Source organism: Nonomuraea sp. NPDC003709 (genome assembly GCF_040610775.1).
Classification (GTDB): domain Bacteria; phylum Actinomycetota; class Actinomycetes; order Streptosporangiales; family Streptosporangiaceae; genus Nonomuraea; species Nonomuraea angiospora_A.
The window spans coordinates 220760-245427 of sequence record NZ_JBEXMW010000012.1 but is presented as its reverse complement, the minus strand read 5'-3'; the positions used below and the strand labels follow the sequence as shown (position 1 = coordinate 245427).

The 24668-nt window shown below is 70.2% G+C and carries 22 protein-coding genes; 12 read left to right on the top strand and 10 right to left on the bottom strand.

Annotated elements, in window-relative coordinates; genetic code table 11:
* The first annotated feature begins 47 nt into the window (after positions 1-47).
* Complete coding sequence (locus ABZX61_RS33575; protein ID WP_350731671.1) at positions 48-860, top strand: patatin-like phospholipase family protein; 813 nt, start codon at positions 48-50, stop codon at positions 858-860.
* Between the two features lie 28 nt (positions 861-888).
* Complete coding sequence (locus ABZX61_RS33570) at positions 889-1911, top strand: 1-acyl-sn-glycerol-3-phosphate acyltransferase (RefSeq protein WP_355200135.1); 1023 nt, start codon at positions 889-891, stop codon at positions 1909-1911.
* A 22-nt stretch (positions 1912-1933) separates the two neighbouring features.
* On the opposite strand, the gene ABZX61_RS33565 is transcribed toward ABZX61_RS33570, so the two are convergent.
* On the bottom strand, positions 1934-3424 hold the full coding sequence (locus ABZX61_RS33565; RefSeq protein WP_355200134.1) for a cobyric acid synthase: 1491 nt from the start codon (positions 3422-3424) through the stop codon (positions 1934-1936).
* A gap of 35 nt (positions 3425-3459) precedes the next feature.
* Between ABZX61_RS33565 and ABZX61_RS33560 the strand changes: the two genes are divergently transcribed.
* Positions 3460-4260, top strand: coding sequence for an MBL fold metallo-hydrolase (locus tag ABZX61_RS33560; protein WP_355200133.1), 801 nt, complete (start codon positions 3460-3462; stop codon positions 4258-4260).
* Positions 4261-4268: 8 nt separating this feature from the next.
* On the opposite strand, the gene ABZX61_RS33555 is transcribed toward ABZX61_RS33560, so the two are convergent.
* Both ABZX61_RS33555 and ABZX61_RS33550 read right to left on the bottom strand, forming a co-directional pair.
* Positions 4269-4505 (bottom strand): antitoxin, encoded by a 237-nt coding sequence (locus tag ABZX61_RS33555; protein ID WP_350731678.1) that lies wholly within the window; start codon positions 4503-4505, stop codon positions 4269-4271.
* Positions 4506-4561: 56 nt separating this feature from the next.
* The gene (locus ABZX61_RS33550) at positions 4562-4729 is read right to left on the bottom strand and encodes a hypothetical protein (protein WP_355200132.1); all 168 of its coding nucleotides are present in this window, start codon (positions 4727-4729) and stop codon (positions 4562-4564) included.
* Here ABZX61_RS33550 and ABZX61_RS33545 point away from each other — a divergent pair.
* Entirely contained in the window at positions 4722-4946 is a 225-nt protein-coding gene (locus ABZX61_RS33545; RefSeq protein WP_355200131.1) for a LuxR C-terminal-related transcriptional regulator, read from the top strand. The two genes, ABZX61_RS33550 and ABZX61_RS33545, sit on opposite strands and share 8 nt — an antisense overlap.
* Positions 4947-4989: 43 nt before the next feature.
* On the top strand, positions 4990-6114 hold the full coding sequence (locus tag ABZX61_RS33540; RefSeq protein WP_355200130.1) for an acyltransferase: 1125 nt from the start codon (positions 4990-4992) through the stop codon (positions 6112-6114).
* Between the two features lie 6 nt (positions 6115-6120).
* On the opposite strand, the gene ABZX61_RS33535 is transcribed toward ABZX61_RS33540, so the two are convergent.
* The 3 genes from ABZX61_RS33535 to ABZX61_RS33525 form a co-directional block, all read right to left on the bottom strand.
* Positions 6121-6924: an SAM-dependent methyltransferase gene (locus tag ABZX61_RS33535; RefSeq protein ID WP_355200129.1), complete on the bottom strand. Its 804-nt coding sequence runs from the start codon at positions 6922-6924 to the stop codon at positions 6121-6123.
* Positions 6925-7043: 119 nt separating this feature from the next.
* A complete protein-coding gene (locus ABZX61_RS33530) occupies positions 7044-7517 on the bottom strand; it encodes a hypothetical protein (protein WP_350731685.1) in 474 nt (157 codons plus the stop codon).
* Between the two features lie 71 nt (positions 7518-7588).
* On the bottom strand, positions 7589-8470 hold the full coding sequence (locus tag ABZX61_RS33525; RefSeq protein WP_355200128.1) for an LLM class F420-dependent oxidoreductase: 882 nt from the start codon (positions 8468-8470) through the stop codon (positions 7589-7591).
* Positions 8471-8823: 353 nt separating this feature from the next.
* Here ABZX61_RS33525 and ABZX61_RS33520 point away from each other — a divergent pair, with 353 nt between their 5' ends.
* The 7 genes from ABZX61_RS33520 (at position 8824) to ABZX61_RS33490 (ending at position 17795) form a co-directional block, all read left to right on the top strand.
* On the top strand, positions 8824-10773 hold the full coding sequence (locus tag ABZX61_RS33520) for a S8 family serine peptidase (RefSeq protein WP_355200127.1): 1950 nt from the start codon (positions 8824-8826) through the stop codon (positions 10771-10773).
* A 246-nt stretch (positions 10774-11019) separates the two neighbouring features.
* On the top strand, positions 11020-12300 hold the full coding sequence (locus tag ABZX61_RS33515; RefSeq protein WP_355200126.1) for an extracellular solute-binding protein: 1281 nt from the start codon (positions 11020-11022) through the stop codon (positions 12298-12300).
* Positions 12297-13253, top strand: a complete 957-nt coding sequence (locus ABZX61_RS33510; RefSeq protein ID WP_355200125.1) for a sugar ABC transporter permease — start codon at positions 12297-12299, stop codon at positions 13251-13253. Before ABZX61_RS33515 ends, ABZX61_RS33510 begins: the two co-directional genes overlap by 4 nt.
* Positions 13254-13335: 82 nt before the next feature.
* Positions 13336-14106 carry a carbohydrate ABC transporter permease gene (locus ABZX61_RS33505; protein ID WP_355200225.1) on the top strand — a complete coding sequence of 257 codons (771 nt, stop codon included), beginning with the start codon at positions 13336-13338 and terminating at the stop codon, positions 14104-14106.
* 13 nt (positions 14107-14119) lie between these two features.
* A complete protein-coding gene (locus ABZX61_RS33500) occupies positions 14120-15529 on the top strand; it encodes a Gfo/Idh/MocA family oxidoreductase (protein WP_355200124.1) in 1410 nt (469 codons plus the stop codon).
* A 179-nt stretch (positions 15530-15708) separates the two neighbouring features.
* Positions 15709-16554: a PmoA family protein gene (locus ABZX61_RS33495; RefSeq protein WP_355200123.1), complete on the top strand. Its 846-nt coding sequence runs from the start codon at positions 15709-15711 to the stop codon at positions 16552-16554.
* Positions 16551-17795, top strand: a complete 1245-nt coding sequence (locus ABZX61_RS33490; RefSeq protein WP_355200122.1) for an ROK family transcriptional regulator — start codon at positions 16551-16553, stop codon at positions 17793-17795. The genes ABZX61_RS33495 and ABZX61_RS33490 overlap by 4 nt, the downstream gene beginning before the upstream one ends.
* A gap of 38 nt (positions 17796-17833) precedes the next feature.
* Here ABZX61_RS33490 and ABZX61_RS33485 read toward each other — a convergent pair whose 3' ends face one another.
* From ABZX61_RS33485 to ABZX61_RS33470, 4 genes are all read right to left on the bottom strand, one after another.
* A complete protein-coding gene (locus ABZX61_RS33485; RefSeq protein WP_355200121.1) occupies positions 17834-19027 on the bottom strand; it encodes an esterase-like activity of phytase family protein in 1194 nt (397 codons plus the stop codon).
* 75 nt (positions 19028-19102) lie between these two features.
* On the bottom strand, positions 19103-19450 hold the full coding sequence (locus ABZX61_RS33480) for a DUF1330 domain-containing protein (RefSeq protein ID WP_350731700.1): 348 nt from the start codon (positions 19448-19450) through the stop codon (positions 19103-19105).
* A 104-nt stretch (positions 19451-19554) separates the two neighbouring features.
* Complete coding sequence (locus ABZX61_RS33475) at positions 19555-20703, bottom strand: HupE/UreJ family protein (protein ID WP_350731702.1); 1149 nt, start codon at positions 20701-20703, stop codon at positions 19555-19557.
* Between the two features lie 54 nt (positions 20704-20757).
* Positions 20758-24645: a metallophosphoesterase gene (locus ABZX61_RS33470; RefSeq protein ID WP_355200120.1), complete on the bottom strand. Its 3888-nt coding sequence runs from the start codon at positions 24643-24645 to the stop codon at positions 20758-20760.
* Between the last annotated feature and the right edge of the window lie 23 nt (positions 24646-24668).

Here is a 24668-nt window from a genome sequence, read left to right as displayed (position 1 = left end):
TGCGGATGGCTTTGCTTCCGGGACGCGGCAACGAGAGGGTGGGTGGCGTGGAAACGGCGTTCGTGCTCGGTGGCGGGGGCGTGCTCGGCGCGCACGAGGTGGGCATGCTGCAGGCGCTCGACGAGGCGGGCATCAGCCCCGACCTCGTCGTGGGCACATCCGTGGGCGCCCTGAACGGGGTGGTCATCGCCGCCGCCCCGTCCGAGGCGGTGGAGCGGCTGACCACTCTGTGGCGCTCCGACGTCGTACGTACGGCCTTCGCCGGTTCGTGGGTGGCCCGGTTGTCCACGCTGGCCAGGACCGGCACTCATCTGCACCCGATCGGGCCGTTGCGCGAGGTTCTGAGCGGGACCGTGGGGGTTTCGCGGATCGAGGAGCTGGAGGTCCCCTTCCAGTGCGTGGCGGCCTCGGTCGAGCGGGCGGCGGCTCACTGGTTCACCGGCGGGCCGCTGGTCGATGCGGTGCTGGCGTCGTGCGCGGTGCCCGGGCTGCTGCCGCCCGTCGTGATCGGCGGCGAGCACTTCTACGACGGGGGGCTGGTGCACAGCATCCCCGTGGGGCGGGCCGTGCAGCTCGGCGCCAAGCGCGTCTACGTCCTGCACGTCGGGCGGATCGAACGGCCGCTGGCGCCGCCCAGGAGGTTCTGGGAGGTGGGCATGGTGGCGTTCGAGATCGCGCGCAGGCACCGGTTCGCCGAGGACATGGCCAGCCTGCCGCCCGGCGTGGAGGTGCACGTGCTGCCCGCCGGGATGACCGAGGCGCTCTCCCCGCTGCGCTACCGCGACATCTCGCAGATCTCCGCCTGCATCGAGCGGGCGTACAGCGCTTCTTCCCGCTATTTGCGTAACAGAGGAGGATGAGGGTTAGACCGTTGCAGGGAGGCCGCCGTTGCTTCCACCGCGTATTCTCCGCCGGCTGGTGCTGGCTCCGCTGGTCATCGTGGTGACCGTGTTCATGGTGGTGACGCTGCCGTTCTGGCTCCTGGTCACGGCCGCGGCCTCGCTGCGCCTGCCGCCGCCGCGGCGCAGAGGGGCGAGGTTCGTCTGGTTCGCCACGGTGTGGCTGACGCTGGAGTCGGGCGTGCTGATCGCGTGCCTGTGGCTGTGGGTGGCGGGCGGGGCCCGGCGCCAGGAGCGGCATTACGCCCTGATCAGGTGGTTCCTGGCCAAGGTGCACGCGGCCGCCGTCCGGATCTTCCGGCTGACGCTGGAGATCCGGGAGCCCGACCTGACGACCGAGGAGCAGTCCGCCAGGCTGACGCGACCGGTCATCGTGCTGTCCCGGCACGCGGGCCCGGGCGACTCCTTTTTGCTGATTTATTACCTTTTGGCGATCTATCACCGGCAGCCGCGCATCGTCATGAAGGCCGCACTCCAATACGACCCCTCGCTGGACGTCGTGATCAACCGGCTGCCGAACGCGTTCGTGCCCCGCAAGTCCGGGCAGAAGCGGGTCATCGAGGAGATCCACCGCCTCGCCGCCACGATGGGCGACCAGGACGCTCTCGTGATCTTCCCCGAGGGCGGCAACTTCACCCCGCGCCGCCGCCGGCTCGCCATCCGGCGACTGGAGGAGAAGGGCCTGACCGAGGAGGCGGAGCGGGCGCGCGGCATGGACCACCTGCTCCCGCCCCGCCCGAACGGCGCCATCACGGCCATCGAGGCGTGCCCGGCGGCGGACGTCATCTTCGTCGCGCACACCGGGCTCGACGACCTCATCACGCTGGGGGACGTCTGGCGCAAGCTGCCCTTCAACGCTCAGATCACCGCGAAGTGGTGGCGGGTGCCCGCGGCCGAGATCCCGGCGGAGCGGGAGGACCGGATCCGGTGGTTGTACGACCATTGGGAGCAGATCGACGCCTGGATCGACGCCCAGCGCACAGCCCGGGCAGACGGAGCCCAGACAAAATGAGCCCAGACGCGATGAGCGCGGGCTAGCCGAGCGGCGGCGCGCCCGGGGGCAGGACCGGGACGTCCGGCGGGCCGTGCTCGATGAGGCGGAGCAGCGCGTCCGTGTCGAGGTGCCGTTCCACCAGGTCGCCGAGCGCGTCGAGCCGCTCCTCCCGGAGCGCGGCGAAGTCCGTGCCGGGAGCCGGCGCGAAGTCGCGTCCCGCCCGCGCGGCCACGTCGGCCAGGAAGGCCCGGCGGAAACCGTCGTTCTCCAGGGCGCCGTGCCAGGTGGTGCCCCAGACGTTGCCGGCCCGGCAGCCGTCGAGGAACGGCTCGCCTCCGTCGACCGAAGCCAGCCCGTGGTGGATCTCGTACGCGCGGACCGGCTGCCCGTACGCCGTGCCCTCCGGCCGCCCGAGCCGCTTCTCCTTCGCGAACTCGACGCGTACCGGCAGCCGCCCGAGCCCTTCGACCTTGCCCGCCCCCGACTCCACCTCGTCCACGATCTCCCGCCCGAGCATCTGGAACCCGCCACAGATCCCCAGCACGGGCCCCGCGCGGTCGATGATCGCCGCCGCCAGCCCGCGCTCCCGCAGCCACGCCAGGTCGCTCACCGTGGCTCTGGAGCCCGGCAGCACCACCAGGTCGGCGTCGTCCAGCTCGACCGGATCGGTCACGAAACGCACCACGACCCCCGGCTCGGCGGCCAGGGCGTCCAGATCGGTGAAGTTCGAGATCCTCGGCAGCCGCACGACGGCCACCCGGAGGGTCTGCCTGCCGTACGGGGCGCCCACCGCGACCTTCCGGCTGTCCAGGGCCAACGAGTCCTCGACGTCCAGCCAGAGCCCGTCGAGCCAGGGCAGGACGCCGTACACCTCGCGCCCGGTCAGCCGCCTGAGCATGTCGAGGCCGGGCTCCAGGAGCTCCCGCGCGCCGCGGAACTTGTTCACGACAAATCCGGAAATATGCGATTGGTCGTCGGCGTCTAAGAGGCCCACCGTGCCGTAGAACGCGGCGAACACCCCTCCCCTGTCGATGTCGCCGACCACGATCACGGGCAGGTTCGCGGCCCTGGCCAGGCCCATGTTGGCGATGTCGCCGCGGCGCAGGTTGATCTCGGCGGGGCTGCCCGCGCCCTCGCACACGACCACGTCGTACTGACCCCTGAGCCTTTCGAGCGCCTCCAGCGCGGTGGCGCGCAGGAGGTCCTTGAGCGCGCCGTACTCCATGGCGTCCACGTCCGCCACCGGGTTGCCCATGAGGACGACCTGGCTGCGGCGGTCGGTGCCCGGTTTGAGGAGGATGGGGTTCATGTCCACCGTCGGCTCCAGGTAGGCGGCCTGCGCCTGCGTCGCCTGGGCCCGGCCGATCTCGGCGCCTTGAGCGGTGACGTACGAGTTGAGCGACATGTTCTGCGCCTTGAAGGGCGCGACGCGCACGCCCCTGCGGGCCAGCCACCGGCAGATCCCCGCCGTCAGCACGCTCTTGCCCGCGTCGGACGTGGTCCCCGCGACCAGCAACCCCCCTCTGACCATGCGATCACCGTACAGGCCCGCGCTAGGCTGGCCGCATGCCACCGGCCGACCTGCCCATTTGCCGCACCTGCGGCGTCCAGTACGCCGAGCCGCGCCCCGACTGCCCGATCTGCGAGGACGAGCGCCAGTACGTCGGCTGGGACGGCCAGCGGTGGACCACGCTGGCGGGCCTGGCGGCCGAGGGCCATCGCGGCCGGGTGGAGGAGGAGGGCCCGCGCGTGTTGGGCATCGGCACCGCCCCGCCCACGGCGATCGGGCAGCGCGCGCTCCTGCTGCGCACGCCGGAGGGCAACGTGCTCTGGGACATGGTCTCCTACCTCGACGACGACCTGATCGCCGAGGTCGAGGAGCTGGGCGGGGTGTCGGCCATCGCCATCAGCCACCCCCACTTCTACGGCTCCATGATCGAATGGTCCCGGGCCTTCGACGCCCCGGTATACATCCACGCCGCCGACAGGCGGTGGGTGGCCAGACCGGACGACTCGGTCATCTTCTGGGAAGGCGACACCCACCGGCTGTCGGAGGACCTCACCCTGATCAACGCGGGCGTGCACTTCGAGGGCGGCCAGGTGCTGCACTGGTCGTCCGAGCGTGCCCTGTTCTCGGGTGACATCCTCCAGGTCGTCCAGGACCGGCGCTGGGTGAGCTTCATGTACAGCTACCCCAACTACATCCCGGAACGTCCGCACGTCGTGCGCCGTGCCCTGGACCTGCTGGAGCCGTACGCGTTCGAGAGGGTTTACGGGGGTTGGTGGAAGCGCGTCGTGCACGGGGACGGCACGGAGGCCGTCCGCCGCTCAGCCGACCGCTACCTCTCCTTCGTCGAGGACAGGTAGCCGGCCGTTCAGCCCTCGCGCCTCTGGTCCCTGGTCTCCTCGTCCCGAACGGGCGGCTGCTTCTGACCGCCGCCGCCGTAACGCTCCTGCACCGCGTCCGCGCCCTTCGAGATCTGGTCGTCGTACTTGTGGCCGGTCCGCTCCTTCGCGTAGCGCTCGGCCCGGTCCAGCAACTGGTCGGCCTGCTTGGAATGCCCTCTGGCCAGGTTCTCCGCCTTCTTCAGCCATTCCCCGATGCGGCTCATACACGTTCCCCATTTCTTCGGACTACGGGCGCCCCCTACCCCCGCATCCTGCACATTCACTCCCGCCGCCCGGCGGCGAGCAGCGGAACCACCGCCCACCCGGCGAGCACCGTGAAAGCCGCCCAGGTCGGCGGCAGCACGAGGACGATCGTCACCAGCGCCGCGGTCGCCACGGCCCCGTTGCGCAGGATCACGCCGAGCGACAGCCCGAGCAGCGTGGCCACCAGCCCGGCGCCACCGGTCCGCGGCCTGGACGTCACCGAACGCGAGCGCGAGGTCCTCGTCCTGGTGGCCCGGGGCCTGTCCGACGCGGAGATCGCGCAGAGCCTGTACGTCAGCCTCAGCACGATCAAGACGCACGTCAGCAGCCTGCTGACCAAGCTCGGTGCGCGCAGCCGCGTCCACCTGGTCATCGCCGCCTACGAGGCCCGGCTGGTCTGAGACGTGGACTCCCGGCGGTCTCGTATGGCCTAGACTCCGGCAGATGTTCAGGGCCCCCGCCCGGCTGGCCTGGCTGGACGCCCTGCGGGGGCCGGCCGCGCTGGCCGTCACCATGCACCACGCCGGCTGGACCTTCGTCCCGGACCTCTGGGTGGAGGTGGACCGGAGGATCGACCTCGGCAGCTGGGGCGTGTTCGTGTTCTTCCTGGTCAGCGGGTACATCATCCCCGCCTCCCTGGAACGGCGCGGCGACGTGCGCGCCTTCTGGACCGGGCGGGCCTTCCGCCTCCTCCCCCTGCTGATCAGCGCCTGCGGCCTGGTGCTGCTCCTGGCCCTGGCAGGCGTGCTCCCCCTCGAACCCCAGCTCGCCGAGCGTCCTCTCCCCGTGGTCGCGCTCGGCAATCTGACCATGTTGCAGGAGCTGCTCAACCTGCCGGCCGTCATCACCGTGACGTGGACGCTCTCGTACGAGATGGCGTTCTACCTGATCAGCGTCGCGCTGTTCCAGGTGCGGCAGGCCGGCAGATCGGCGGAGATCGCCGTCGTCCTGGCGCTGGTGGCCGTGGGCCTGGGCCTGCTGGTGCCGCAGACGATGATCGGCGGCCGGGACGACGTGGCCGCCGTGCTGCTCCCCGTCGCGGTCGTGGCGGCCATCGCGGTGACCGCCCTCGGGCACGGCAGGGTACGTACGGCCGCCGCCGTCGCGGGCGGTCTCCTCGGGCTCGGGCTGGTGATCCTGGGCAGCCGGGCCGGCACCTGGCAGGGCGTGATCATTTTGGCGACGATGTTCGCGGGGACGGCGGTGTACCGGGCCGAGCAGGGAGCCGTCCGCTGGCGTACGGCGGCCGTCGCGGTGGCGGTGGTGCTGGGCTGCGGGCTCTTCGCCAAGGACGAGCCCAGCTGGGCGCCCGCGATCGCGCTCGCGTACGGCGCCTTCGGGCTGGCGTTCGCGCTGCGCCGGCGGGCGTTCCCGCGCTGGCTGGCGCGGCTCGGCGTGATCAGCTTCTCCCTCTACCTGCTGCACCCGATCCTGCTGCACGTGATCCCGAACCCGGTGCTGTACTTCCTGGCCCTGATCCCGCTCAGCGCCATGACCTACCGGCTGATCGAGGCCCCGGCCCAGCGCCTCGGCAAACGCCTGGTCGCCGGCGGCGCGGAGCCTCGATGAGGCGGCTCACGGCTTGCGGCCGACTCCTCCGTACAGCCATCGCGTGGCGGCGGGAGCCGGGTCGGCCGGGTCAGGGTGCCAGGCGTCGATGGTGACCAGACCGGGATCCACCAGGTCGAACCCGTCGAAGAAGCTCGCCACGTCGGCGTGCTCGCGGAAGTAGATCGGCGTCGGCGTGGCCGCGTACACCGTCTCGATCTGGGCGACCGCGTCCGCCGGGTGGCCGTCGACGGTGACGTGGGTGGCCGTCAGGTGGCTGCCGGACACCAGGGCGTGGCGGAGCTGGCCCATGACCGAGGCGCGCTCCTCCAGGGTGAGGAAGTGCACCATGGCGATCATCAGGACGCCGACCGGCTCGTTGAAGTCGATGAGCTTGACGGTCTCCGGGTGCCCGAGCACGTCGGCCGGGCGGCGCATGTCGGCGGCGGCCACGGTGGTGTTGTGGTCGGTCGCCAGGAGCGCGCGGCCGTGTTGCAGCACGACCGGGTCGTTGTCGACGTACACCACCCGGGCGTCCGGGATGATCTGCTGGGCGATCTCGTGCGTGTTGCCCACGGTGGGCAGGCCGGAGCCGATGTCGATGAACTGCCGGATCCCCTGCCGGGCCATGTGCCGCACCGCGCGGCGCAGGAACGCCCGGTTTTCCTGGGCCAGCTGACGGATCTCGGGCATCGCCTTCTCGACCCGCCCTACGGCGTCGCGGTCGACCTCGAAGTTGTCCTTGCCTCCGAGGTAGTAGTCGTACATACGGGCGACGCTTGGCCTGGTGACGTCGATCCCCATAGCTCCGCCACCGCCTTGCTCCGGCATGTCACGGCCTCCATTCGTGATCATTCCGTACACAAGCTATCGCAATCCGCGAAGGAGACTGTCAGGTTTTGGTGTCAAACGTGGCGTTCTGCTCCCATCGTCGAGCCGGCCGGGGCCGCCTACAGGAGGTCGTTGATCAGGTCCCGGAAGTCCTTGCGGTAGTCGAAGTTCTGCATGTCCTGCAGCCACACCGTGCGGATGAAGGGGATCTTGAGGTCCTTCCTGATCCTGCGCAGCCAGATCTCCCAGTCGTCGTCCTTGATGACGCCCAGCCGGTAGCCGGTGTGGGCGGCCTCGTAGCGATTGAATATGGACCAGGCGAGGGCGATGTTCTGCACGGAAATTTCCGGATTTCGCCGGACACTGTCGCCGATGAAATCGATGTCCGCGAATATCTCGCGAACGCGGTCATTATCGATGATCATGGTGTTGATCTCGTTGAGATAATCGATGAGCCGCTGATGGGTGCCGTACTCGAGATTGGCCGCCACCAGCCTGGTCTGCCTCGTCAGCGCCCTCGTCTGGAGCCCGACGAAGAGCAGCGTGACGAGGTTCATCGCCGCGGTCAGCAAGGCCACGCCCTGCGCATTCATGAGACGAGTATCCGGAAGACCACCATTCCATAATACGCGGACCCGATATTCATCGCATCGCGCAAAGTTATTCAGCCGGAATTGCTCCTATTACGACCGAATGGCGTGATGGTGGATATCCGCGTGGCGAGTTCGGTCAAGTGGGTCAGCCACGAATCGGCGGCGGGGTCGGGCACGGCGACGATGACGTGGTCGATGCCGAGGGCGGCGAGTTCGGCGCAGCGCCGGACGCTCTGCTCGACGCTCTCGCCCTCGGGGATGCGCATGTGGAGGGTCTTCTCGATGTCCTCGTAGGGCCGGCCCAGGCGTTCGCAGTGGGCGCGCAGGACGCCGAGCTTGTGCCGGACGTCGGCGCCGTACAGGAAGTTGCAGGCGTCGGCGTACTGGGCGACGAGGCGGAGGGTCTTCTTCTCCCCGCTGCCGCCGATGAGGATGGGCGGGTCGGCCTGCGGCGCGTTGAGCGTACGTTCCAGGCTATAGTGCCGGCCCCGGTACGGCCCGTCCTGGTCGCTCCACATCTGCCTGGCGATCTGGAGGGTCTCCTCGAGCCGCTCGAACCGTTCGGCCAGCGGCGGGAAGGGCAGCCCGAGGCCGCGGGCCTCGGGCTCGTACCAGCCGGCGCCGATGCCGAGGACGGCACGACCGCCGGAGAGCGCGTCCAGGGTGCTGACCTGCTTGATCAGCAGGCCGGGCGCGCGGTAGACGGCGCCGGTCACGAGCGCGCCCAGGCTCACCCGGCTGGTGAGGGCGGCGGCGTACGACAGCGCGCCGTACGCCTCCAGCATCGGGTCCTCCGCGGAGCCGAAGTTGGGGATCTGGAAGAAGTGGTCCATCACCCAGAGGCTGCGCAGCCCCGCCTGGTCGGCGCCGCGGGCGACGGCGGCGAACTTGTCGGCGATCGCGGCGTCGCCACCGGACCAGAGGAAACGCGGGCAGGTCAGACCGAGGTCCATAGGGGCACTCCTTGATGGGGTGGAGGGGGAGACGCCCGCCGCGGGTCACGTGGTGAGGGCGGGCATGAAAAAACCCTCCCGCCCGGGCTGCGCCCGGGGCCGAGAGGGCTCCGATAAGAGCATTATCTCACGGATGCGGCACACGTCCGGCTTCCGACCCATGTGACCTGCGGAGATTTCCAGATAACGGAATCACCTCATTCCTACTTATCCTCCGCATAACCTCCTAGCCTGTTCCTCGCACTCAAAGGGGATCTTGTTCGACACCGGCAGCTGGCTGAGCACTCGATGCTGTCCCGCTCCCCTTACGCAGCCCCGTCCGGACGAGACGGGCCCGTTCCTCCGGAGGATCAGTGAGACTACGGTCTCTGCTGGCGAGCGTTTCCATGCTCGCCACCACGATGACGGGCGCCCTGGCCGCCGCGTCGCCCGCGCAGGCGGCCGCGGACGATCCCGCCGTCGCGAAGAGCCTCGCCGCCGAGGTGAAGAGCGGCCACAAGGTCCGCGCGATCATCGAGATCAAGGGCGGCGAGAGCCTGGCGGCCGTGGCCGACAAGACGGAGAAGGCCTCGAAAGAGACCAAGGTCATCGACCGGACGAGCTCCAAGGAGTTCCTGGTCGCCTCCCTGGACCAGGCCACGCTCGACAAGCTCAAGACCGACGACCGGATCAAGTCCATCTACGAGGACGAGCTGAGCGCGCCCTCGCTCGACGTCAGCACCAAGCTGATCGGCTCCGACTGGGCCAACAAGACGGGCTGGACCGGCAAGGGCTCCACCGTCGCCATCGTCGACACCGGCATCGACCGCGACCACCCGTTCTTCGCCGGGCGGATCGTGAACGAGGCCTGCTTCTCCACCGTCGACAACGACCCCGCCATCCAGGCCGAGTCGCTGTGCCCGAACGGCCTGCCGGTCCAGACCGGCCCCGGCTCGGCCGACGCCAAGACCCCCAAGTGCCTGGTCCAGGGGGCGAACAAGTGCGCCCACGGCACCCACGTGGCCGGCATCGCGGCGGGCAAGAAGGCCGGGAACGCTCCATCCGACGGCGTCGCCCCCGAAGCGGGCATCCTGCCCGTCCAGGTCTTCACCCGCTTCAACGGCCCCATCTGCGGTGAGCTGGGCACCAGCGCCCCGTGCTTCCTCAGCTACACCTCCGACCAGAAGCTGGCCCTGCAGTACGTGGACAGCGTCCACGCCGCCTACAAGGTCGTGGCGGCCAACCTGAGCCTGGGCGGCGGCCCGAAGCAGACCAAGCCCTGCGACGACGACCCCGAATTCGGCGGCCTGCGGGACGAGATCGTCTGGCTGCAGCAGTTCGGCGTGGCCACGGTCGTCGCCTCCGGCAACAACGGCTTCACCGACGGCGTCTCCAGCCCGGCCTGCATCTCCCGGGCGGTCGCGGTCGGCGCCACCGACGACAACGACGCGGTGGCCTCGTTCGGCAACCGCGGCCCGCTGCTGGACTTCTTCGCGCCCGGCGTGGGCATCAACTCCTCGGTGCCCGGCAACGGGTTCGGCTCCATGAACGGCACCTCGATGGCGGCCCCGCACGTCGCCGGGGCGCTGGCCGTGATGCGCCAGGCGTACCCGAACCTGTCCATGGACCAGCTCCTCGACAAGCTGAAGGCCACCGGCAAGAACATCACCTACACCAGCGGCGGCACCTCGGTCACCACCAAGCGGATCGACGTCGCCAGGGCGATGCCGTGGACCCCGGACGCCACCCCGACCCCCACGCCGACCCCGACCGCGACTCCCACCGTGACGCCCACGGTGACCCCCACGGGGACGCCCACCGCGACGAAGTCGCCGAGCCCGACCGCGGCGCCGACCCCGTCGAACCGCCCGACCGACCCCGGCACGGACGCCGAGCCGGTGCCGGTGCCCACCCCCGACGACTGCGCGCGGGGCAAGGGCACCAAGCCGCTGAGCGCCAAGGCGTGGGCCAAGGAGATGCTGCGCGGGAAGGGCTCGCTGAGCGACCAGACGCTGTCGTGCTACCTCGCGATCGCGCAGAACGGCAGCAAGGTCTTCCCCGAGCTGACCGACGCCACCACGCTGTCCACCGCGTACAAGGCCCTCGCCACCAAGAGCAAGGCCGCCAAGGCGCTGCTGGACCGTGAGCTGCTGGCCGCGTGGCTGAACTACGCGCACGGCGTCTACAACGGCTCGGCCAAGGTGTCCGGGAAGACGACGCTGAAGCAGGCGATCGCCGCCGCGGAGCGGCACCGCACCGGCCGGGCGAGCGCCGCCCAGCTGAAGAAGGCCGCCGTGTTCCTGTACGGACACGTCAACAAGTAACGGCCTGCGAGCAACGGGGCGGCGGGGTGAACCCGCCGCCCCGTTGTCGTTTCAGGACGGTGCAAACGGTTGCCTCTATTTGTTTCATGGGTTGACGTAACCCGAAATGCCGACGTAACGTGACCTTCCCCCTACCCCCCAGGACGTCTCGTCGCCGGCTCGCCGGCGCCCTCTCGAAGGGACCGCGCCCAGATGACCCCTCGATCCGCTCGAATGGCCCCGATGTCGTTAAGCCGAAGGAATCTGGTGAAGTTGGCCGGTCTGTCCGGCCTCGGTCTCGGCCTGGCGGCGTGCGGCCGGGGCTTCGGCGGAGGCGGCGACGGATCCGGTGGCGGCGGCGTCCAGCTGAACATGGTCTGGTGGGGCGACGCCTCCCGGGCGCAGAAGACGCAGGCCGCGCTGGAGGTGTTCAAGAAGAAGAACCCCGGCGTCACGGTGAAGACCGAGTATCAGGACAGCGGCCCGTACAAGGACAAGCTGGCCACGCGTTTCGCCGCCGGAAACCCGCCGGACCTGATGATGATGCGCATGGACAGCCTGCGCGAGTACGCCGACCGGGGCGCGCTGCTCGACCTCAACCAGCACGCCGGCGCGGTCGACCTGTCCGGGCTGAGCGAGAGCGTACGGGCGCTCGCGGCCGTCGGCGACAAGAACTTCGGCGTCGCCTCCGGCCTGAACAGCATCGGTTTCGTCGTCAACAAGGCGCTGACCGAGAAGTACGGCGTGAAGATCCCGGACGGGAACACCTGGAGCTGGCAGGACCTGGCCACCTTCGCCCGCGAGATCAGCAAGGCCAGCGGCAAGAAGGTGTACGGCACCGGGTTCGAGGCGTACACGCTGGCCAACCTCATCGTGTTCACCCGCCAGCGCGGCGAGGACTTCTACACCGCCGACGGCAAGCTCGGCATCAGCGAGGCCACCCTCGTCGCCTGGTTCGAGATGTTCCAGTCCATGCGGGCCGACGGCGGGTTCCCGCCGGCCGGGTTCTTCGAGAACGTGGGAGGCGGCGCCGAGCAGTCGTACCTGGCCAAGGGCGCGATCGCGTCGCAGATCATCCCCACCAACAACTTCCTGGGCTACAACGCCGCCGCCGGAGGCAATCTCGTCCTGCTCCGCATGCCCGGCGAGACCACCGAGAAGCGGCGCGGCCAGTCGATCGACACCCCGGCCCTGTGGTCGGTCGCCGCGAAGTCCAAGCACCCGGCCGAGACGCTGAAGCTGCTCAACTTCCTCATCAACGACCCGGACGCCTCCAGAGCGACCGGCACGACCCGCGGCGTGCCCGCCAACACCAAGGTGGCCACCGAGGTCAGGCCGAGCCTCGCGGCCGACGACCAGGTCGCCACCGACTACCTGATCGGGCTGCAGAAGGAGGAGCTGCCGCGCTCCTACACGTACCCGCCGGGGTCGAGCAGCATCGCCTCCAGCCTGCAGTCGATCGCCGCCGAAGTGGAGTTCAAGCGGCAGACGCCGCAGCAGGGCGCCGCGGCGTTCCTCGACGCGGGCGGGAAGGCGCTCGGCGGGTGAGCGGGTCGAAGGCCGCGCCGGTGCTGGACCGGCCCGTCACCGGAGCGGAGGCGTCCGCCGGGCCGCGGCGCGGGCGCCCCGCCAGGCCGCCCCAGGACCGGGCCGGGTACCTCTTCCTGCTGCCGTGGTTCATCGGGATGCTCTTCACGGTCATCCCGTTCTTCGCCTCGCTGTATCTGGCGTTCACCGACTACAACCTGCTCAACGCGCCGAAGTGGATCGGGCTGGACAACTTCGCGGAGATGCTCCGCGACCCCGTGCTGCACCAGTCGCTGAAGGTCACCTTCGTCTACACGTTCGTGTCGGTGCCGCTGTCGCTGGCGGCGGCGCTGGGCGTGGCCATGCTGCTCAACCGCGGCATCCGGGGCCTGTCCGTCTACCGGGCGGTCTTCTACCTGCCCTCCCTGCTCGGCGGGAGCGTCGCGATCGTCCTGCTGTGGCGCTACATCTTCGGCCTCGACGGCATCGTGAACGCGTTCCTCAGCTGGTTCGGCATCGACGGGCCGGGCTGGACGACCGACCCCGACTACGCCCTCACCACGCTCATCGTCCTGCACATCTGGACGTTCGGCTCCCCCATGGTGATCTTCCTGGCCGGGCTGCGGCAGATCCCGGGCATGTACTACGAGGCCGCCGCCATCGACGGGGCCTCGCGGTGGCGGCAGTTCCGCTCGATCACGCTGCCGCTGCTGAGCCCGATCATCTTCTTCAACCTGATCCAGTCCCTGATCTCGTCGTTCCAGACCTTCACCCAGGGATTCGTCATGAGCGGCGGCACCGGCGGGCCGGCCAACTCCACGCTCTTCTACAACCTGTACCTGTACCAGCAGGGCTTCTCGCAGTTCAACATGGGCTACGCCTCGGCCATGGCCTGGATGCTGCTGGTGATCATCGCCGCGTTCACCGCGGTCAACTTCCTGGCCGCGAAGTATTGGGTCTTCTATGACAACTGAGGAAAGTTTCGTCGAGCGCGTGGGCCGGACCCGCCGTTCCCGGTACGCCAAGCACGTGCTGCTCTGCGTGGTGGGCGCGGTCATGATGTACCCGCTGGCGTGGCTGATCTCCAGCTCGCTCAAACCGGACCGGCTGATCTTCACCGACCTGTCGCTGTGGCCCTCCGAGTGGAACCCGGCCAACTACCTGGACGGGTGGACCGCGCTGGAGCAGCCGTTCAGCGTCTACCTCGCCAACTCGTTCGTGATCGTCGTGCTGAGCATCATCGGCAACCTGGTGTCCTGCTCGCTGGCGGCGTACGGCTTCGCCCGGCTGAAGTTCACCGGCCGCAAGCTGTTCTTCACGCTGATGCTCGGCACCATGATGCTGCCCGGCCACGTGCTCCTGGTGCCGCAGTACATCGTCTTCGCCAAGCTGGGCTGGCTCAACACCTACTACCCGCTGCTCGTGCCCAACTTCCTGGCCACCAACGCGTTCTACATCTTCCTGATGGTGCAGTTCATGCGCGCGCTGCCCAAGGAGCTGGATGACGCCGCCCGCATCGACGGCTGCGGGCCGTTCCGCACCTTCTGGAAGGTGATCATGCCGCTGTGCATGCCGGCGTTCGCCACCACGGCGATCTTCACGTTCATCTCGGTGTGGAACGAGTTCTTCGGCCCGCTGATCTACCTGACCGACTCCGAGCTGTACACCGTGCCGCTGGCCCTGCGGCAGTTCATCGACTCCGAGGGGCAGTCGCAGTGGGGGCAGATGTTCGCCATGTCGTTCCTGTCGCTCGCGCCCGTGATCGGGTTCTTCATCGCAGGCCAGAAGTACCTGGTCAAGGGCATCGCCACCACCGGCCTGAAATAGGGGATCGAAACGCATGGCCCGACCTCGCCGCTACGCCTTCGTCGGCACCGGTTCACGTGCCCGCATGTACCTGGGGGCGCTGCTCGGCCCGTACTCCGACGTCGGTCACCCGGTGGCGTTCTGCGACACCAATGAGGTGCGCATGGCGTACTACGACCGTCTCGTCGGCGAGACCAGGCCCGACCTGCGGATGGCGCACTACGACCCCGGCGACTTCGGCCGCCTGCTCGACCGGGAGCGGCCGGACGTCGTGGTCGTCACCTCGCCCGACGCCACCCACGCCGCCTACATCGGCCAGGCGCTGCGCGAGGGCGCGGACGTGGTGTCGGAGAAGCCGCTGACCGTGGACGTCGCCGGTCTGCGGCAGATCCGCGACGCGCTCGCCGCCGGCACCGCGGGCCTGATCCTCACCCACAACTACCGGTACTCGCCCCGGAACGCGCTGGTGCGCCGGCTCATCGCCGAGGGCGCCATCGGCGAGATCACCTCCCTGACGTTCGAGTGGTGCCTGGACACCGTGCACGGCGCCGACTACTTCCGCCGCTGGCACCGCGACAAGGCCGTCTCCGGCGGCCTGCTGGTGCACAAGGCGAGCCACCACTTCGACCTGGTCAACTGGTGGCTCGCCGACCTGCCGGAGACCGTGTACGCCCGCGGCGGCCTGCGGTTCTACGGCTCGGACAACGCCCGCAGGCGGGGGCTCGGGCCGCGCCCGGAGCGCAGCAGGGACGCCGCCGGGCCGAGCGACCCCTTCGCGCTCGACATCGCCGCCGACGACCGGCTGCGGCTGCTCTACCAGGACGGCGAGCATCTGGACGGCTACATCCGCGACCGCGACGTGTTCTCCGACGGCATCACGATCGAGGACAACCTCAACGTCGTCGTCGGCTACCGCCGCGGCGCGTCGATGTCGTACACGCTGCACGCGCACTGCCCCTGGGAGGGATATCGCGTGGCGATCAACGGCACCGGCGGGCGCATCGAGCTCGACGTCGTCGAGCGCACCCACGTCGAGCCCGTCGCCACCAGCGCGGCCATCGCCGCCGCCACCGCCGTGGACGCCCGCGCCGCGGACGGCGGCCAGGACGGCGAGCCGGAGCAGCCGCGCCGCCGGGGCGCGCGGCTCCTCCTGCAGCGGCACTGGGAGCCCGCCCGTCAGGTGCCGATCCCCGAGGGCGGCGGCGGGCCCAGTGGCGGGCCCAGTGGCGGGCCCAGCGGCGGGCATGGTGGCGGCGACACGATGCTGCTCGACGAGGTGTTCCGCGGCGCCTCCGGCGACCCGCTGCGCCGGCAGGCCGGGTTCCTCGACGGCGCCGCGAGCGTCCTGACCGGGGTCGCGGGCAACGAGTCGTTACGCACCGGGAAGGCCGTCCGCCTCGACGACCTCGGGCTGCCGCTGACCTCGGCGTCCCGTCCCACGTGACCCCACCGGGGCACGCCCTGCACACCCGCCGATCTCGAAACTGGGGGAACCGGGAAGTGTCGTACGCTCAACCCTGGGGAAAGACCCTCGGCCTCGTCGAGGCCCAGAGAGGCGGCGATACGACCATGCACGCTCCCGGCGTACCTCCCGCGCGCACCGACCGCCCGCGCGGAGTCGCCGTGCTGAGGCTGCGCGGGCAGGACGTCGCCGAGTACGTCTGGGAGCCCGACCTGCCGCTGTCGGCGTCCCCGCGCCCCTACCTCCATCCCGTGCGCACGCTCGCCGGCGTCACCGTCACCGACGCGGCGCCCGACTCGCACCCCCACCAGTTCGGCATCAGCGTGGCCGCCCCCGACCTCGACGGGTGCAACTTCTGGGGCGGGCGCACCTTCGTCGCCGGCCACGGCCCGGCCTGGCTGGACAACCACGGCACCCAGCGCCACCAGCGCTGGCTGCGCCGCACGAACACCGAGCTGCACCACACCCTCGAATGGGCCGACCCGCGCCAGGCGACGCTGCTGCGGGAGCAGCGTTCGATCGCCTGCCGGCCGGTGGACGAGACCGCCTGGTCCCTGAGCGTGCACACCCGGCTCACCAACGCCACCGACCGGCCGCTGCCGTGGCGCACCCCGGCGGCGCTGGGCCGGGTCGGCGCCGGCTACGGCGGCGTCTTCTGGCGCGGCCCCGCCTTCGACGGCGCCGCGCAGGTGCTCAGCCCGGACGGCGCCGACGTCCGGCGCGTCCACGGGCAGGACGCCGACTGGGTCGCCGTCACCGGCCGCGACCGCGACGGCCGCCCCTGGACGACGCTCTTCACCCACGCCGACGAGGCCGGCGCGCGGGACAGGTGGTTCGTCCGCGCCCGCGACTACCTCGGGGTCTGCTCGTCTCCGGCCTGGGACGAGCCGCTCGTGCTGGCGCCCGGCGAGAGCATCGACCGGCACGTCGTCACCGTGGTGATCGACGGTGCCGTCACCGCCGCCACGGCCGCCGAGCTCGCCGGCACCGCCCGGTCGGCCGCATGACCGCGCGCGTCCGGCCGAGCAGGCCCCGCCAGTCCGAAGAACCCGTAAGGCAGGAAAACCTGCGCACCCTCAACCTCGAGCTGGTCTTCCGCCACATCCTCGCCGCCGACGGCCCCATCTCCCGCACCGAGCTCGCCTCGGCCACCGGGCTGACCCGCCCCACCATCACCCGCATCGCCGAGGAGCTCCTGGCCGGCAAGCTCATCACCGAGGCCGGCCTGTCGCACAACGGACGCGCGGGGCGGCCCCGCGTCGGCCTGACGCTGTCCGAGAAGGGGCCGGCCGGGCTCGGGCTCGACATCCGCGCGGACGGCCTGGCGGCCTGCGTGGTCGACCTCACCGGCACCGTCCGCCATCTGGCCTTCACCCCCGCGACGTACTCCGGCTGGAGCGCTCCCGACGTGCTCGGGCGGCTGGCCCACATGGCCCGGGCCGCCATCGACGCCACCGCCGCCGAAGACCTGACCGTCCTGACCGCCACGCTCGCCGTCCCCGGCCCCGTGCAGGCGGGCACCGTGCAGTCCGCGCCCGAGCTCGGCTGGCGCGACGTCGACGCCCAGGCGTTGCTGCGCGACGCCCTCCATCCCCTCGACCTGCCGATCACTGTGGACAACGAGGCCAATCTGGCGGCCCTCGGCGAGCTCTACGCCAGCGACAACACCCTCGACAGCTTCGTGTACGTCTCCGGCGGGCTCGGCATCGGCGCCGGCATCGTCCTGGACGGGCAGCTCATGCGCGGCGCCCGGGGCTGGAGCGGCGAGCTCGGGCACGTGACGGTCTATCCCGACGGCAACGCCTGCCCGTGCGGCTCGCGCGGCTGCCTGCAGACGTACGCCAGCCTGTCCGCCGTCCTCGGCGACGAGCCCGCGCCGGCCGGCACCACCCCCGACGCCGCCGCCACCGGCCGGGCCGAGGCGGGCCACCCCGCCACCATCGCCGCCCTCGACGCGGCCGGCACCGCGCTGGGCATCGCGCTGGCCGACATGCTCAACATCCTCGACATCGACACCGTGCTGCTGGGCGGCAGCTTCTCCCTGCTGGCGTCCTGGCTCACCGCGAACGCCAGAGCCGAGATCGACCGGCGCGTGCTGACCGCCGCCTGGGCGCCCATCACGCTCCGGCCCGCCCTGCTGGGCCCGGACGCCGCCGTCATCGGCGCCGCGCTGACCTCCATCGACCAGATCCGCCGGCACCCGACCACCTGGCTCGCCCGCCAGTCAAACCACATGACCTCGGCCTGAGGGTCTTCCCGGCGGGCCGCCGGGAAGACCCCCGCCCGTCAGCGGGCGTGCAGGCGCCAGGGCAGGCGGACGGTGATGAACTCGTCGTTGTCCGGCTGGCCCGGCGTGCGTCCCGACGAGAACGGGAAGTTGTTGTCGTTGAGGATCCCGAGCGTGCGGTCGTCCAGGATGACGACGTCCTCGATGGTCTGGAACGGGAAGCGGAACGTCTCGCCGAACCCGCCGAGCCCCTTGGGGTTGGCCAGGTCCAGCAGGTCGGCGGCCAGGGTCTTGTCCATGGCGCCGTCGTGGTCGCGGTCGCGGCTGTCGGCCAGGTAGACGCGCTTGAGCGCGGCCGCGTCGCCCTGGTTGTTGTCCCGCTCGATGATCAGGAAGCGGTGCTGGTCCACCGCGATGGCGTCGCCGATCGCGTTGGCGGGGCTGTCCAGCCGGTACGTCCACCGCTTGCCGGTGTAGGCGCGCTTGCGCACATCGAACTCGTTCATCCGCAGCGTGCCCGCCGGGTCACCGTTGACCGTGCCCTCCAGCAGCGGATACAGCCACCGCCCGTCCGCGGAGCGGGCCATGCCCTCGAAGCCCTTGCTGCCGGCCAGGTTGGAGGTCGCGCCGTTCAGCGTGGGGTTCTCGGGCGCCTTGACGCCCGGCAGCTCGATCGGCGCCTCCAGCAGCGTGCCCCGCGCGGAGAAGTGCAGCAGGAACGGGCCGAACTCGTCGCCGATCCAGTACGTGCCGTCATCGGCCCGCACGATCGACTCCACGTCGAAGTCCGCGCCGGTGAGCTTGCGGTCGGCCCTGGTCAGCGGCCAGGACACCCGGCCTTGCGGGTCGGACAGGTTGAACCCGCCGAGCACGTTCACGGTGCCCGCGCGGAAGTCCGGCTTGATGCGGTGGACGCGCAGGAGGAAGTCGGCGCTGTTGGCCTTGTTCCCGTACCCGTTGTCGGACAGCACGTCGAACGTGCCGTCGCCGCGCCGGACGATGCCGCTGAACCCCTGGACCGGCTGGCCGGAGAAGGGCGGGGTCACCCCGTTGATCGGAGCCGTACCGATTTGGGAGCCGGACGGCTCGCTGCCGGGCACGAAGGTCTGCGCGGGGAGCGAGGCGAACCCGGTCAGCGTGGCCCGGCCCGCGCCGTCCGGCGTGGCGGCAGCGGTGGCGTAGGACGCGGGACCGGTCGCGGCGATGCCCACGGCCAGCGCGGCGGCGCCTACCGCCAGGGAGATGCGTTTCATGCCCGGCACGGTAGAGGGTGCAAATGACGCGTTTCCTAACAAAACGTGCATGCCGCGTTCACCTTTGGCGGGACCTCAGCGGTTCGCCGCGGCCCGCATCGCGGCCGCCATCGCCGCCGAGTCGTGGTCCGGCTCCGCGCCGTCCACCAGCACCAGGTCACCGGGGATGTGGTCGGCACGCAGGTGCAGGATCTCCTGGTAGGCAGGCGAGTCGTACCACTCGCGGGCCTCCTCGATCGACGGGAACTCGATGATCACCAGCCCGCCGGGCCACTCTCCCTCACGCACCTCCACCGGCGCCCCGTGCACCACGAACCTGCCGCCGAACGGATCCAGGGTGGCCTGGATGCGCTCCATGTACTGGAACACCTCCTCGTGCGGCTCCGCAACGGGACGCAGGTGGGCGAGGGCGTACGCGCTCATGGCTTGCTCCTTCGTCAGCGGGCCGCCGCCCCGGCGGCCTCATGGGAACCATCCTGCCGGGGTGCACGTAAGGGCGTCGATTACCTCATAGGTAGGCGGAACCGTCAGAGCGGCAGCGGGATGCGGTCGAAGAACCAGTACAGGCTGACCGCCACGATGGGGACCGAGATCGCGGCCACCGCCCAGCGGGCCGCGGACGTGCGGCGCAGCAGCGCCAGCAGGGGGAAGAGCACGGCGATGAGCACGAGCTGCGTCACCTCGATGCCGAGGTTGAAGCTCAGGAGCGACAGGAGCAGCCCCCAGGACCCGCTCTCCTTGATGTCGAGCGCGCCCGCGAAGCCCAGCCCGTGGATCAGGCCGAAGGCGAAGACGATCGGCAGCCGCCACTTGCCCAGCTTGTCCTCGTCGCGGCCCAGGAGGTTGGCGACCGCCACGACGATGATCGACACCGCGATGACCGGCTCGACGATCGCTCCCGGAACGTCCACGACCCCCATCGCCGCCAGCAGGAACGTGATGCTGTGGGCGACGGTGAAGGCGGAGGCCGTGACGACGACGTCGCGCAGGCGGCGGGCCCCGATGACCAGGGCCAGCAGGAAGAAGATGTGGTCGAGGCCGAACAGCAGGTGCTCGGCGCCGAGCACGAAGAACTCCCCTATCTGGCTCGACGCCTGGTGCTCGCCGACCTTCACCGTCGGCGCCGTGGCCTCCAGGACGGCCGAGCCCGTCTCGCCGTCGAGCTCGTAGCGGACCATCGTCTTCGTGCTGTGGACGAAGCTCTCGGCGTCGGGGAACAGCGCGCTGGAGATCTCGTGCGTCCCCCCGCTCTCGCCCTGGCAGGCGAAGGCGTAGGTGAGCACGGCGAAGGCCGCCTTGCCGCGCACGCGGATGTCCGCGTCGCCGACCTGGGCAGGCGTGCAGGGCTTGCCGGCGTACGCCACGGCGAAGCGGCGCGAGACATAGTCGGTCACGGCATCGCGGTTGATCTTGAGCTGGCGGAGCTGCTCGGTCCGCTCCTTCGCGTCGTAGGCCTCGGCGTAGAGCCAGGCCGACTTCATGAGGAGGTCGTACTCGAGGTCGAGCACGGCCTTGACGTTCAGGCCCGAGCCGGTCACCTCGGCGTGGGCGGTCGTGGTCGCGTCATGCGCCGCCGCCGGGGCGGGACGCGCCAGGTCGGCCAGCACACCGCCGAGGACCAGGGCGAGGACGACGGCGGGCAACCAGCGCATGCGGCGCATGTCTCGTCTCTCCATGTAGGGGATGAAGGGCCGCCCCCGGACCGGGGTCCGGGGGCGGCGGGGATTGAGTTAGCGGTTGAACCAGTGGTACATGGGCGAGTCCGGTCCCCACGTGCCGGGGCGGCCGTGCTCGTCCTTGGTGACGAAGACGCTCGGCTCGGAGGCGGTCACGCCGCCGCCGGTGGAGCGCGCGGTGACGAACCAGGCGTAGGCCGTGTCGTCCTTGAGTCGCTTCCAGGTAACCGAGGCGACCTGGCCCGAGGTGACCGTGCTCTTACCGATGACCCGCGTGGGCTTGTAGATCGCCAGCGAGTCGGTCTGGAAGGTGGTCGTACGGGAGGTGAGGTCGACCGGCAGCACCATGTTGTCCTCGAGCCCGTTGTAGCGGCGCAGCGGGTCGTACTCGTTGGCGCCGAACTCGTTGAGCAGCGGGGAGTAGGTGTCCACGCTCAGCTCCGACCGCTTGACGTTGAACTGCAGCATGCGGAAGAAGCTCGCGCCGAACTGGAGCTGGTCCTGCGGGTTGTAGCCGCCGATCGCGGTCAGCCCGAGCCGGTCGGCCGAGACCGTGTAGAACTGGTAGTCCGCCAGGAGCTCGACGACGCCGTTGCCGACCTGGCCCACCTTCGGCTTCACGTTGGTGCCCACGCCGTGCTCGTGACCGGCGAGGATGAGGAAGACGTTGGCGTTCTTCTCGACCACCGTCTTGTACAGCATCGAGCCGTCGGGAGCCGAGAAGCCGGCGCCGCGGCCGTCCGGGTTGGTGCTCGGCACGAGGTAGTCGTGCGAGAGCAGGATGCCGTTGCGGTTGGGGAACTTCTTGAAGACGGAGTCGGCCCACTCGGCCTCCTCCCTCGTCACGCCGTACGACAGGCCGACCACGACGAAGTCGAGCCCGCCCGCGGAGAACAGGTCGTAGTGGTTCTGGTTGTCGCCTTCCTTCCACGGACCGCCGTACTTGGCGTGCTGCCAGCCCTGCGACGCACCCTGGTACCGGCCGGGACCGTAGTACTTGTTGTAGATCGCCTCCGGCCCGTTCTCGGTGCCGGACTGGTTGTCGTGGTTGCCGGCGATCACGCCGTTCGGGATGCCCGCGTCGTCCAGCACCTTCTGCTGCTTCGAGGACACCTCCATCTCGCCGACGACCTGCTGCTGCGTGGCCTCGTCGGCGGGCTTGCGGATGTTGTTCTCGATGATGTCGCCGGTGTGCGCGACGTACGAGATCTTGCGCTGGTCCTTGTTGTCCTTGATCCAGTTGACGACGCCGGCGTAGGCGGACTCCCACACCGCGCGCTCCTCGGCCGTCTCCTGCTCCACCGCGCCCTCGGAGATGTACTGCGTGTCGGTGTAGTGGACGATCGAGAAGTCGTAGGAGGAGGGGTCGGCGAAGCCGTTCGGGTCGCCGGGGTCGATGTCGTCGGCGAACGGGTCCTCACCCGTCACCATGACGTGGACCTGCTGCCTGTCGATGTAGTCGTCGTCGACGACCGCCGTGAGCACGGTCTTGCCCTCGGCGGCGCCGCGGGCGCTCGTCAGCAGTTCCCACGCCTTGGACTTGGTGTTCCACGCCCGCAGCCCCGCCAGGCGCTCGGGGTCGATGGCGCCCTCCCAGCGCAGGACCGGGGAGTCCACGTGACCCTGCACCTCGACGTCGTACCGCTGGTAGACGAGGTCCTGCCCGGAGGGCGCGTCCAGCGTCTTGCCGTCGGCCGGCTCGAGCCCGTCGGTCTTGACGCGCTTCTCGCCCGGCACCCGCAGGGTCGTCGGGAGAGACTGGGCCGTGCCCTGGTAGGCCTGCTCCGGGGTGAGGATCTTCGCCTCGTTGAACGTGGCCGTCACCTGGCCGCCGTCGGGCTCGGCCACCTTCGCCGAGAGCGTGACGGGGTCCGACACATCGGTGGCCCCCCGCGCCGGGCTCAGCTCGGCCGGCGCGTCCGGGATGCCCGCGGACTCGAACACGACCTCGCGGGCCGTGGTGTTGCCGAGCCCGTCGGCGCCGGTCACGGCCAGGGTGTGCTTGCCGGCGCGCAGCCCCGGGCCCACCTGGGCGCCCAGCTCGATCGGCTGGCCGTCGAGCTTGACGTCCGGCCCGGACACGACGCCGGAGGCGTCCTCCAGCTTGACGTCCAGCACGACCGAGGCGGTGATCTTCTCACCCTCGGCCGGGACGCTCTTGGCGACCTTCGGCGCCGAGTTGTCGGTGATCAGGGTGCGGGTGGCGACCTCGCCGGTGGCCGACTCGGCGGCGAGCTTGTGCTTGCCGTCCTTGATGGCGGTGGTGTCGAGGTCCGCGCGCAGGCCGCGGGCCGGGGCGTCCACCAGGAACTCGAGGTCGATCTCGGTGAGCGGGTTCACGTTGTCGCCGCAGTTGCCGTCGCCCAGGCTGTACGAGGTCTTCAGCAGCTGTCCGGTCGCCGTGCCCTGCGCCGGGGTGAGCGCGATGTTCGAGATCGCGAAGTCGTCGCGGTTGTTGCCGCACGAGGTCGGGAAGGTGCCGGCCACGAAGTCGATCGTGTTCCAGCCGGGCACCAGGAACTCGTTCGGGATCGTGAAGTCGACGCGCTTGCTGACGAAGTCTCCGTCGAGCACGATCTTCTGGCCGTTGACGAGCAGGAAGTTCTGGTAGCGCGCCTCGATCGAGTTGCTGCCCACGTTGAAGCTGAAGGTCGCCTGGCCCGAGCCGAGCGTCTCGATGACCGGCGCCGCCGGAGCGTCGATCTTGTAGCGCAGCTCGGCCTCGCGCAGGAGGGTCTGGCTGCTGCCGCAGGTGCCGTCGCCCATCTCGTACGACGGCTTGAGGTCCTGGCCGGTCACGGTGGCGCCGTCGAGGGTGAGCTCGAGGTTGGTGATCGTGAAGTCGTCGCGGTTGTTGCCGCAGGTCTCCTTGGCGTCGCCGGTGACGACCTTGATCGTGTTGTCGCCGGGCACCAGGAACTTGGCCGGCACCGCGATGGTCACGCGCCGGCTCGCCCAGGTGCCGCCCAGGTCGATGCGCTTGCCGTTGACGAGGAGGAAGTTGTCGTACTTGTCCTCGATCCCGTCCGCGCCCACGTCGAAGCTGAGCATCGCGGCGCCGTTGCCCAGGGTGGGCTTCGTGACGGGCTTCTCGCCGTCCACGGTGAGGGACTTGACGCCGCCCGCGCTGTTCGCCGGGACATTCGCGAAGACCGGCTTGGTGCCCGCCACGAGCGTGCCGTCCGTCGGCAGCAGGCGCGGCGCCCCGGCCGGGGCGTTGTTCACGGTCACGGTGTTCTTGACGGTCACGCCCGCCGCGGTCGTGGCGGTGATGGTGTGCTCGCCGTTGGACAGCGTCGCGGTGTCCAGGTCCGCGGCGAGGCCCGTGGTGCCCTGCGGGTCGCCCTGGACGAAGAACTTGAGCGTGGCCCGCTTGAGCAGCGTGGTGTTCGTGCCGCAGCTGCCGTCGCCGAAGGAGAGCGTGTACGGGTTGTCCTCGCCGTCCGCGACCTCGCCGAGGAGTTCGAGGCCCACGTCGGACAGGACGAAGTCGTCGTAGTTCGTGCCGCACGAGGACGGGATCGCGCCCACGACGATCTCGACGGTGTTCTCTCCCTTGACGAGGCGCTCGTTCGGGATGTCGATGCTCGCGCGCTCGTTGACGAAGTTGCCGATTTCGCTGCGGTACTCGCCGTTGACGAGCACGTAGCTGTGGTACTGCGCCTCCGTCGAGTTCGAGCCCACGTCGAAGCGGAGCTTGGAGACGCCCACCGTACGGGTGGCGTTGAGCGCGGTGTCGTCGACCGCGAGCTTCGTGACGCTGTCACCGGCCGCGGTCGGGACCGCCGCGACCTTGGCCGTCCCCTCCAGGTACGAGCCGCCGGCGGGGGTGAGCGTCGGAGGGCTCGGGACGGCGGTGGTCGTCGGCGTGGGGCTGGGCCGGCCCTTGTCCTGTTCCGCCGCCCCCGGGTCGGCGTACGCGGCCGTGACGAAGCTGCTCACCAGCAGCGTCGCGATCGAGGCGG